This window comes from Mastigocoleus testarum BC008 (assembly GCF_001456025.1).
Classification (GTDB): domain Bacteria; phylum Cyanobacteriota; class Cyanobacteriia; order Cyanobacteriales; family Nostocaceae; genus Mastigocoleus; species Mastigocoleus testarum.
Map to the genome: position 1 here is coordinate 16,683 of NZ_LMTZ01000151.1, position 12,227 is coordinate 28,909.

Annotated in this window: 8 protein-coding genes; 2 read left to right on the forward strand and 6 right to left on the reverse strand. The window is 35.6% G+C overall.

Annotated elements, in window-relative coordinates; translation table 11 throughout:
- Positions 1-28 precede the first annotated feature (28 nt).
- Positions 29-1,087 carry a T3SS effector HopA1 family protein gene (locus tag BC008_RS40375; protein WP_027843178.1) on the forward strand — a complete coding sequence of 353 codons (1,059 nt, stop codon included), beginning with the start codon at positions 29-31 and terminating at the stop codon, positions 1,085-1,087.
- Positions 1,088-1,127: 40 nt separating this feature from the next.
- Here BC008_RS40375 and BC008_RS40380 read toward each other — a convergent pair whose 3' ends face one another.
- The 6 genes from BC008_RS40380 to BC008_RS40400 form a co-directional block, all read right to left on the reverse strand.
- Positions 1,128-1,910, reverse strand: a complete 783-nt coding sequence (locus tag BC008_RS40380) for a peptidylprolyl isomerase (RefSeq protein WP_058184646.1) — start codon at positions 1,908-1,910, stop codon at positions 1,128-1,130.
- Between the two features lie 98 nt (positions 1,911-2,008).
- Positions 2,009-3,553, reverse strand: coding sequence for an HlyD family efflux transporter periplasmic adaptor subunit (locus BC008_RS40385; RefSeq protein WP_027843177.1), 1,545 nt, complete (start codon positions 3,551-3,553; stop codon positions 2,009-2,011).
- 128 nt (positions 3,554-3,681) lie between these two features.
- Positions 3,682-6,417 (reverse strand): peptidase domain-containing ABC transporter, encoded by a 2,736-nt coding sequence (locus tag BC008_RS40390; protein WP_027843176.1) that lies wholly within the window; start codon positions 6,415-6,417, stop codon positions 3,682-3,684.
- A gap of 4 nt (positions 6,418-6,421) precedes the next feature.
- Complete coding sequence (locus BC008_RS40395; RefSeq protein WP_036265314.1) at positions 6,422-7,027, reverse strand: helix-turn-helix domain-containing protein; 606 nt, start codon at positions 7,025-7,027, stop codon at positions 6,422-6,424.
- 558 nt (positions 7,028-7,585) lie between these two features.
- Positions 7,586-7,738 (reverse strand): hypothetical protein, encoded by a 153-nt coding sequence (locus tag BC008_RS50075; protein ID WP_161938218.1) that lies wholly within the window; start codon positions 7,736-7,738, stop codon positions 7,586-7,588.
- 162 nt (positions 7,739-7,900) lie between these two features.
- Positions 7,901-10,231, reverse strand: a complete 2,331-nt coding sequence (locus BC008_RS40400; protein WP_027843175.1) for a CHASE2 domain-containing protein — start codon at positions 10,229-10,231, stop codon at positions 7,901-7,903.
- Between the two features lie 1,180 nt (positions 10,232-11,411).
- On the opposite strand from BC008_RS40400, the gene BC008_RS40405 reads away from it, so the two are divergent.
- A complete protein-coding gene (locus tag BC008_RS40405; protein WP_027843174.1) occupies positions 11,412-11,798 on the forward strand; it encodes a hypothetical protein in 387 nt (128 codons plus the stop codon).
- Positions 11,799-12,227: the final 429 nt, after the last annotated feature.

Here is a 12,227-nt window from a genome sequence, read left to right on the forward strand (position 1 = left end):
ATTAGCAAATAGTAAATGATATTTTGTTATGCAAACAATACAAATAATCCAAGAAATTGCCAAAAAAATTCAAATTAATTATTCTGATTTATCATGTAGTCATATTAATTATCAACGAGACAAAAAATCTACAGATATTGTCGCAATCTTCAAAACACTGTCTCGAAAATTTCAATATGATCACCTTGCATCGCTCCTCTGTACTTTAATATTTGATATTTACTTCAGTGGAGAAATGTTATTAGTAAAAAAAAGAAAAGCAGTTAGCACACATAAATATTCCGAAATTGAATCAGAGAATACTATTGCTGAAGTAGATTGGGAATTTTATGAACAATTACACCACAATAATCAAGGTAAAGGTTGGTGGAACCCAGGTTTCTCGCTCCTCAGACAGGAAACAGATGGTAAGATTGCAGTAGAAAAGAAAGGTATTATCTTCTATATCCAATCAGATAGCTATCTTCGTTTAGAAAAACAATCTACGACAGTTGGTGACATGTTTTCAGTCTATACGCCACCAGGTAGAATTTTACATAAATATTATATGGCATTTGGAGATGTAGCTAGTTTTTATGAAAATTCACCTGCATTTATCTACTTCAACTTCAATAGTGAAGGTGCAGCTGCAGTTATGAGAAATTTGACGCAAAAATTTAATTATCTTCAGATTCCTTTCTGCTTTAAAGTCTTGCACAATCCCTCAAACTATGGGCAATACGACTCAGGATGTCTCCGAATAGATCGGGATAGCTATCCAGTGGTTCGACCAGTTCTACAGAATGTTTATGAAGAAAACGCATCCGACTTTAATACTAAAATTCCCATATTCACAAAAATGCTAGCACCAGGGTTAGCTTTAGCAGAAAATCCTGAACCTGAATACGAGTTTTATTTTAGAGAAGAGTTTGGTATAAATCGCTGCCAGATTGTTGCTAATGCATTGGTGGAAGCTTATCAGAATGGTCATGAATCTCTAGAAGATCGGGTTAAATATATTATTCAACACTTCGAGGGCTTAGGGATTAGTTTAGAGCATCCCTACCTTAATCCAAACTCTGAAGATATCTACACACCATTAGATTAAGCCAATGGTGTGGAAATAAATATCAAAATACTAAATCTAACTATTTACTAAGTAGGTAGGTTTCAGTGTTATTGGTTAAGCAATGGTCTTCCAAGTCATTGATAATCTCAAATTTTGCACTTTCTTCGTTGATCCATTCAGAAAATAAATCTGAACTAATTTTCTGGCGCAGCGTTTCATCCAATTGTGGTTGAATAATTTCTTCTATTAAAATCAAGTGTACTCCGTCAGAAGTGACAACTGGTTTAAGAAACTGAGGCGATTTAGCAGCAAAAACAGCAGCAGAAATTTCTGGCTTCATATCTTTGCGGTGTACTATCCCCCGATATCCGCATTTTCGACGTAATTCAGTATCCTGTATATATTGGTGAGCAATATCATAGAAACTCATTTCACCTTCTTTGATCGCATAGAAAAGTTCTATCGCCAATTCTTCATCCTCCAATACAACCTCATACATAACTACTCCCACATAATCTAATTGATATTCAAAAAAATAGGGTTCAATCTTATCTAAAAATAAATGCTGTAATAATTTATTACTAAGTAAATCGATGCGAATAAATTCTTCAAAATCTTCTAGAGAAAGGTTATGTTTTTTCAGCCATGTCCAAGTATCTTCAGCACTATTAAGTTTATTCATAAATCGAAATTTATCTGCTGCTTGCTGAAGTTCCTCAGTATCTACTTTGACACCAACCTCATTTGCTGTATTCTCAATAACTTTACGGGTGATAATTTTTTTGTTTAACGTAGGAATTTCGCAGTATAGCTTAACACAGCGTAGAATATCTTCGTTAGTAATAGTAATAGATTGTGGTATCATATTAATCCTATTTATTTAGTGGTAATTACTGATTAAAAAATATTAGTGAACAGCGATTAGTAAATATTGATAACTAGAATCATGCCCCGGGGATTCTAACCTCCCTGCTGCAACTTTTTAAATGGATCGATAACGTAATCAATAATCCGACGTTGCCGCACAATTACCTCAGCAGTTACTGTATCCCCAGGACGTAAAGGAATACACTTGTCAGTTGTGGCAATACAGTTTTGATTTGGGAAAATTTCCAAATTATAAACTGCTACCTTGCCTTTAGGTGTGTCTAATTCTGAGGTAGTAGGAGAAATATTAATTAATTTCCCTTTTAGAACTCCATAATCCTGAAATGGATAAGCATCTAGCTTAATTTTCACAGGCATTCCTTTTTCTAAATAACCACTTTCAGTGGTCGCCATCTGTGCTCGAAGTACTAATGATGTTCCTTGTGGTGCTATTTCCATTATCATTTTTCCTGGTTGTACTACGCTGCCTTCACCTTTAATTGGTAACTGAAATACAATGCCATCTATAGGTGCTTTTAACACCCTTTGGCTTAACTTAAATTCCAAAGATTGAATCTGACTTTTTGTTTGGGCAACTTCTGCTTCAAGGGTCGTTATTTCTCCATCTAAATTCTTTAACTGTTCCTCACTTTTAAGTACAGCTAATTTCCCAGAATGAACCAAACTTTTATAACTACGTTTTTGTTCTTGCCAACGGAGTTGAGCTTGTTTAATATCCGAAGATGCTTTATGAATCTTATTTTCATAACTACTTTGTTTTTCTCTCAAACGAGACCGAGCTTTTCTTGTTTCTGATGCAGCTTTCATCATATTTTTTTGAGCTTCTTTTGCTAACTGTTGAGTTTCTAAGAAGCGCTCTTGGGATAACGCACCCTCTTCATAAGCTTTTTTGTAACGAGGAATTTTTTCTTGGGCAGTTTTTAAACGAATTTGTTCTAAATCATAAGCAACTTTACTAGATTCAATAGCCTGTCGTACCTGCTCTATTTGTGCAAATAATTCTTCTTTTTGTAAACTGTAGGCGGATCTAAGAGTTTCAAGATTCTGCTGTGCTTGCTCTACTTGCGCCTGTTTTTCTAGCTGTTGAGCTTGACTTTGTTGCTGCTGGGTACGCAGTGCGAGTATCAACTGGTTTTTCAACAAATTTTGCTGGTGTAGACGATTTTCTTGACCTTCTAATTTCTGTCTTTGTTGCTGAAGTTCAGCACTAACTAACTCTGATTTCAGTTCTAATAACTTCTGCCCAGCTTTTACAGATTCACCTTCCTTTACCTTAATTGCTGCTACAGTTCCTTCAACAGGGGCATCAAGTCTAACTGTTTTCCCTTTTGGTTCTAGTCGTCCCTTTGCTGTCCCTGTTTCGTCAACCTGAGAAAACATTGCCCAAGGTAAAGCAATACCTATAAACACCACCACAAAATAGAGTAATCCCCTTGTCCAAACCTGTGGCAAACTATCTAAAAGCTCTTTGGTGGCATAAGACCAGTCATGACTTTGAGGTGATTTATTATTGTTAGATTTAGAAATATATTGTTGAGTAATTAAGTTGTCATAATGACGCTCATCTGGGATCGTTTCAGTAGGAGCATGTCCATTCAACGTATGATTTTCAGACATAGTAGTGTTTTGAGTTTTGGATTGTTGACTAGATGATACGAAAGAATCACCCTAGGTTAACCCAGGTTTGTAGTTGCGCTATAGATCCAAAGCGTCTTTCTGTAGAGGTAGCATAATTACAAGCTAGTTCATTCTGCAACATCTAACTGCTGTTGATTGAGATAGAAATAATGTCCTCTCTTCACCATTAATTCTTCGTGAGTACCGCTTTCAATCAACACACCCCTATCTAAGACTAAAATTAGGTCAGCCTTGCGTACAGTAGAAAGACGATGAGCAATAACTAGAGTAGTGCGGTTTTGGAGAATGGTATTGAGATTCTTCTGAATAATTTGCTCCGATTCTGCATCGAGGTGGGAGGTTGCTTCATCTAAAATTAATAGGCGGGGATTTCCTAATAAAGCACGAGCAATGGCTAGACGCTGGCGCTGTCCCCCAGACAACGTACCGCCTCCCTCCCCTATTTGGGTTTCATACCCCATGGGCAGTTTTTGAATAAATTCATGTGCACCTGCTAGTCGTGCCGCCGCGATAATTTCTTCTAAAGTAGCAGAAGGATAAGCAAGACCAATATTTTCTCGAATTGTTCCTCCAAAGAGAAATGTATCTTGATCCACTACACCAATTTGCTGCCGCAATGAGGCTAACGAAAGGTTGGTGATATCTTGTCCGTCAACTAACACTTTCCCATCTGTTGAGGTATATAACCCCAACATGAGCTTGGAAATAGTAGTTTTACCTGAACCACTACGCCCCACTAGCGCTACCATTTGTCCTGCTTTAACCTCAAAACTAAGATTTTCCAGAACGTTAATATCACTTTCTGGATGATAACGGAAGGTAACATTATCAAAGCAAATGTGACCATGCAAGTCAGGTAATGATTGCCGCGCTTGATGCTGCAAATCTTCTTCTGGCTCGTAGTCCAGCACATCATTAATGCGCTCTATTGCAATCACCACTTCCTGTAACTCATTCCACAACACCGTCAGTCTTTGAAAAGGGTTAATAACATTACCCAACAACATATTAAAAGCTACTAATTGCCCAATCGTGAGCTGATTTTGAATTACTAACCATGCTCCAAACCAGAGCATTGAAACAGTAGCTAGTGACTCGATAGTGTTGCTAAAAATCTGCAGTCGATTGCCAATAACTTCCCCAGAAAAGTTAGTTTTAACCTCTTTATTTAATAGTTCTTCCCAATGCCAACGCACAGTCTGTTCAACTGCTGTAGACTTGATAGTACGAATACCAGAAAGAGCTTCAATGAGGTAACTGCTCTCAGCTGCAATTGCACTAAAGACTTCCCGAGAAATTCGTTTTAAAAAAGGTGTAGAAATCCATGCCAACAGGAAAAAGGGCGGTACAATTACTAACATTAGTAGTGCCATCTTCCAACTGTACCAAAACATCAATCCCACATAGATAAAAACTGTCAATAAATCTAGCAGAATCGATAAAGCCTCACCAGTCAAAAATTGCTGAATCTTACGGTTTTCCTGGATACGAGAGGTAAGATCACCAACATAACGAGATTCAAAAAAACTCAAAGGCAATTGCAAAGTATGGCGAATAAAGCCAACAATTAACGCTAAGTCTACCTTATTTGCCGTGTGGTCAAGTAAATATTGCCGCAAACCTGTAATAGCAACCCGGAACAGGCTAAACATCAACAAGCCTAACCCGACTGCTGTCAGGGTTAGGGCGCTGCTTTGTACTACCACTCGGTCTAAAATTATCTGCGTAAATATAGGTGTAATTAGACCAAATACTTGAATCAGCACAGAAGCAATAAAGATTTCTAGTAGTACTAAAGCATGAGGTTTTACCAACTCAAAAAATTGCCAGAAGGAATTTATATTCTCCTTAGCATCCTTTAGCAGTACTGTAGGTTGTAGTAAGAGTGCATAACCAGTCCAATTTGCTTTGAATTCTTTGCAGCTAAGAGTTTTCTGACCAATGGCAGGATCAGCAATTACCACATGCTTATGAGTGATTTCATAAACAACAATAAAATGTTTTCCTTCCCAGTGGATAATAGCAGGAAGATTTTGTTGTGCCAGTCGATCCAGACTAGCTTTTACAGGTCGAGTAGAAAAACCAATACTTTCGGCTGCAGCTGATAGTCCCCGCAATGAAGCTCCGTTACGATCAGCATTGGAAATATCTCGCAACCGGTTAGCACTAAATCTTTTTCCCCAATAGCGAGCTACCATCACCAGACAGGCAGCACCACAGTCAGAATAACTCTGTTGGGCAAAAAACGGATAGCGCCGGATAACTCGCTGCCAAAAATGACCAACTTTTTGAGTGGGTCTAGGAAAGTAGACTTTGTTAAGCTTTTTTCCTGGCTTTAACTCTTCTAATATAGGGATTTCTTTATTTTTACCCGATTTACCTACTCTTTTTATCCCCCCTTCTCCCAAAAAATTTTCTGCCGGAATCATCTGCGAATCTTGGACTTGTGCCTGACGATAAAAATGCTCACGAATTTGAGGATATTTGCTAATCAGGGGAAATAACAGTTCAGGAGTAAGATAACAGAGCTTTGTTTTTAGTGAAGCTCTAGCTGAGTAAGACTCAAAGGATTCTTCTGGAAAGAAAGTACACTCTCCAAATGAGGCTCCGGCTTCTAGGTTGGTAATTAACTTGCCTGCACTATTAATTAGTCTGACCTTTCCAGAAATTACAATATAGACCCCTGCCTCAGCATCAACTTTCTGCCAAAACTTACCAACAGGAGGCTCTAGGCATTTTATTTGTTTGAGGCAGGATGATAATTCTGGTTCTGAAAGACGATGCCCTAGAGTATTGGTAAAATTCTGAGGGGAAATCAATAGATTAGATATATCTCGAACCATAATATCATTCCATGTTGCTGGGATTGAATAACCAAAAACCATTAGAATCGGAACCATTAGCGGATTTCAGATCGTGAATTAAGATACTTTGACCTTCTTTCCCTTGAACGCTAGTTTCTTGAATCTTTACTGGTTTCGGTTTAGTAGATAATCCCATCTGTTTGAGTATTCGTTTGAGATGGCGATCACTGATTTCAATCCCAAATTCTTTCGTCATATGTTTTTTCAGCCAGTTTATTGTCCATCGGCGAAAGGAATAACCATAATCACGAGGACTATCACTCAATAGTTCCTTTAAACGTTCCAAGTATTCTTCATTAACGGCTTTAGGACGGCCAATGGGACAATCTTGCCATTGATGTGCCATTCCTGTACGAGCTATATGCATCCAATGTCGCACTGTCGCTGGACAACACCCCAAAACACGACAAATTTGTGCTTGAGTCTTTCCCTCATCAGCTAAAAGCATAATCTGAATTCGCTGGCGGTACTGATCGGACAACTCATCTTGCAAACTTTTTTGTAGTAATTTGCGTTGGAATGATGTTAATATCTTTTTAGTGTTAATACTTGACTCTTGTGAATTTATCTTGTGTGTTTCATGCAACATATTTGTAAAAAAATAGAGTTTTTTACTACTAAAATAGAGCTTTTTACTACTATTCCTTAGCGAATATTGTCATAATGCAAAATACTTTTCTTCCTTAAAGAGAGGAAATTAAAGAGATTAAGCATGATTAGTATTAAGACAAAATTAATTTATAAAATTTCAGTATGACAATATGTAGGAAAGTAGAAAATCCAAAAATTATATGTCAATATTTCTGTATGATTTACTCAATAAATTTAATTATATTGAAATTTTAACCTCAATGATTGAGGTTAATTGAGGATTGTAAAAATTAATCTAATTCTGAATAATTGAGTTCAATTGAGGTTAATTTATAATAATGATTCGTATAATACGAAAAACTGTAGGTAATATGGATAAAACCGGATTCCTATATATGTTAACCCTATATATACTAAATAATTAGACTGCTTTGTATCTTTGTACGATTAAGTCTCATATCATATTCGGTAAATTCGTTATGATATCATGTCCGGTTAATGACTTACGATTAAACGCCGATTTGAGTTCACCAATAAAAACTTGTTAAACCTTGAATCAAATCTTGCTGTTGAAGTAAAGATTAGCACCGATAAAATAAGACTTCTTCCAAATCATCAAGTTTTTCAAATGACCGATAGCACTTTGTGCCGCTTTGCTGTATATTGCAATTGGTTCATCCACCTTTGCTATGCTAATTCGTTTCGGCATCGCTCATCCTTGCACCCTCAACTTTTATCGTAACCGATTATCCGGAGGTGTAACATAATATGATTTCCATACCTGTGCGAAAAACCGGAAACCCTTTCTCCCTCTGCACCATTCTCTCTTCTCCTTCCGCATTTAATGAAAAGTAATTAGGCAAACACGATTTCATCGGTTGTAATTATTAACATAAATCATCAAACTTCCCGTACTACCAACAAATGCAAAAAAACTGGGTATTAAAGGTAACCAGGCTGCACTTACGACTAGCGCACTCCAACAAATACCGTATAAAACACCCAAACTAGCACCCGTTGCAACTATAGTTTTAAGGTGAGATGAACGCAGACTCCAAGTAAGGAGACTTCCCGTACAAGAAAAAAAACTAATCCAGATGATTTCACCAAATTCAGGTAAAGTCCAAATCAAAGGTCGGTTATCTAAAACTGCACTGAGGATTTGACTAACCATATGAGCTTGAATTTCCACTCCAGACATTGTTTCTACTGATCCAGGATTGTTACTGTAGGGAGTACGCCAAAGATGATCTTTAAAGCTTGGAGCGGTCGTACCAATTAGGATAATCCGATTTTTAACTAACTCTGCATTAAATCGTTCGCTAAGAATCTCTTGCAGAGAAATCTTCGGTGCTATTTCATCATTTGCACGGTAATTAAGTAAAATCTGATGACTATCAGCATCAATATTATGATAACCACCACTATTATGCTTTACGGTCCTAAATACAATATTTCTTAACTTTAAATAATTATCCTGAGTAAATTCGGTTTGAATTCCCTTATCCTCTAAATAACGGGTTGCTAAGTGCCAATTAAACGCATACTGATTTTCGCAGGGAAATGCATCATTGCTTACAGCTAACAAATGACGGCGAATAACTCTATCTTTGTCAAAGAGTACATTATTAAATCCCTGACTTCGGGGAGGAACTTCTTGAGGAGCTCGAATACCTGATTTTCCATCGGCTTGACCATACAGACAAATTGCAAAGAAGCGATCGCTCTTTTGCATAGTTGTAATTAAGTCTTGATATTTTATTTCTACAGGTATTTCTCTATAGATGTCCAAACCAATAACTCTGGCTTGATTCTCCTGCAATTTTTTGATTAATCTGTCCAAGGAACGATTTGATAGAGATGACGCTCCTCGTTCTGCAACTGCTTGGGATCGAACATCATCTTCTGTAATAGTTACTAATAGAATTCTTCGATCTTGTTCTTCTTTTGGTCGCTGTTGCATCAAACTATCGAAAGCGACTAATTCCCATGTTTGCAATAAACCAAGGGAACGAATTCCTATAATCAGGATAGCTGTCAGCGTGCTGACTAAAATGGGACTCCAAATGGAGATTGGAGCGATCGCAGACTCTGTCGCAAGCTCTGATGTATCTAAATATTGCTCAACCCAATAGCTATTAAATACCGTTGCATAAATTCGATTTTTAACAACTAAATGACTTCCCTGTTGGCTTACCAATCCAGAAAGGCGCAATTCTAAATGTTCGCGACTATTTTCAGCTTTGATTTTTCCCTTACGAAGTATTGTTTGATATATTTGTAATAATGTTTGAGTGCAACGGGCATTTCTAAGAATGCGATCGCGAACTGTTCTAAGATGTTCTGGTTGATCCTGAGCTTCCCAATTTTCAATTATTCGCTTTTGTACTAATTGGTCGATGGATTTAGGTGTGTGAATTTCTGAGTCTTGAGAAATCAGCGAACATATTTTCTGAGTTAGAAATGGTTGTCCTCCTGACCAATAGAGTACTTCTTCTAATACTGCGTTAGGATTATTAACTCTTTGAGTTAATCCCTGAAGTAGAGCGTGGCTTTCGCGTAAATTAAAACCCCGAAGCTCAATCGCTCGACCAATATTAAAAGGAGTAGACTTCTCATTTTGAATTAAATCTGCAGGAGTTGCGACACCTAACAATGCAAATGTCAGTCTTCTATATTTTGGTCTACTTGCCCTTCGATCATAACAGTTGCGAATCAGTGCAAAAAATTCATCCGTGGCAAAACTTAAGCTAAGAACACTGTCTATCTCATCAATGAAAATAACTATATTTTTACTAATTTGTGCTAATAATACTGTATCAATAAATTCTCCCAAACGCTGTATCGGAGATAAATCCTCCTGTTCGCGCAACCAATTACGTCGAGATATTTTTAACTCAAAACCACTAATTAATTCTTGAATAATACCACCATACCATTGTTGCGGCGTTATTTCTTGGGATCCAATTCCACTCAACTCAATTTCGACACAAGCAATATCTTGAGTTTCCAGCTTGTTCATTGTCCTTATCCGCAAACTGGATTTTCCCATCTGTCGAGAATTGAGGACATAACAGTATTCTCCCGCTAATAAAGCATTATAAAGTTCGCAGTCTGCTTCACGAACAACATAACTAGAAGCATCAGGAGGTAAACTTCCCCCAGCTTGGTAGTGATAGTGGGAGTTGAGTGGAAGGTTCATAATTAATTTTCTACAGTATTATTTTTTCTTTGAGGGAATCTTTGAATATTATTTTTCTTTGTTTACTTAGATCGCTCTTATTTTTTTGATATACCATTCGATCAGTTATTTTGCAAAAACTTATTCAAAATCAATTTTATAAATACAATTATTTTTATGCGGAAATTTATTAATGGAATAAATACATTATTAGTCTTTGGGCAAATCATTATTTACCTCAAAAGTATATTGTTTTTAGGTTATAGAACCTTGATTGATCAAGGTTTATACAAATACTAGTTTTCAAATATTTCTCGAAAAATCAAATCTCGCGAATATTCTATAAAATATATTAAAGTAATGCGAACAAAGAAAATTATATTGCTTTACATAAGCTTTTATTTATAAATTAAACTAAATTCAAGTCAATATAAAATTTTATTACTTAAACTCAATTTACCTGAGTTTAGCTAAAATTTACCCATGGATATTCAGTTTGATGTTACTCAATTCGACTCAACTATTTAGGAAAAATATCAAACATACTATTTATATAAACTAAATAAAGCTTTATTGGCTGACCTATATAACCTAATTCATTAGTAAGATATTTTTTTCAACTGTAAAATCTAAGAATAAAAAAATGAAGCTAAACCTAACCTGAATAAAAACTAATTATAATATGATTCTTATCATAAATAATTTAAGATACAAGACATAAATTGATCATATTTTAGCAAATATAATCTACGATGTGTAATTAGGTATTCCGTAATCTTTATCAACCACAAATTATTTGAGAACATCATTTCATTATGGGAATCCTATATGCACTAATATTATATTGTAATTAATGTAATTATTTTGTCCACAGGTAAATCCTGGCAATGAAAAATTTAAATTTAACTAAAGTTTGAATTCCCGATCCTCATGCATATATTCTCCTAAAGAGTAGTGAATTTACGTCACTACTCCTTTTTCTATTTGTATCCTTTGTATTGAGCCTCCAATATGAAATAGAAATTCCTTACCTTAATAAATCTGAATTATCACAATTAAAACTCAGTTTAATGTTACTCAAATTAACTGAATTATTGATTTATTTAGTTAGAGATAATAATTACAGAAAGCAAAAAACAAGCTTTCTCAAACACAAATAAAACTCTATAAAATGAGTTAATCTAAATAAAGGAGAAAAAATATGTCCAACCTTAAAACTAACACAGAAATTACTTCTATTAACCAAGAATTGTTTGCAGATTTAAACGAAAAATCAGCTGAAACAATCAGTGGTGGTCGGTTTGAGAATGGTGGCGGTAAATACGAAGTATTCAAAGTTTACAACCAAACTGGTCGCTACAAAATTCCTTATACCGTTGATGGTAAAAGAACAAAATACCCAAGTACTAATTCATTCTGGGTTACTGATCGTGGTGGACTAATTAAATTTGACTATGATGCTGGTAAACCAGGTGTTCAATTGAAGCAATACAATTTACAAAACGGACGTAAGTATGCGTTCCGACTTAATACCCGTACTGCTTATAAATACGACATTGAACTCTATGATATCGGTGCATGGACCTAAGAAATGAATTCCAAATAAACAGTAATTCTGCTTAACGATATAATATCAATCTCTATAAAGCTTATAAATTGTAGATTGAAAGATATTACAAGTAGATTTGTTGTTTGGAACCTCTGAGCTTGTATAGTCCGAACGATAAAAAGTTGCATTCAAAGATAAAAATAGTACCCAGTTTCCTATTTTCTTGTTCAAAAACTAAACAAGGTAAAAATAAAACTTATCTTTGAATGCGGCTTGGCTTTACTCCTTTGGACAAATAGCAGGATTGCGCTCGCCATCCTCAAATTTTAAACCATCGCTCGTGTTAGGAACTTTCTATCTCAAAGCTGATTTCACAAGAAACAATTATTTGGGAATCAGCTTTGTCTTTAAGTTTAAGTTTGAATTTTAAATCTTAATTTCAAATCTTAATTTTAAATCTTAGTTTTA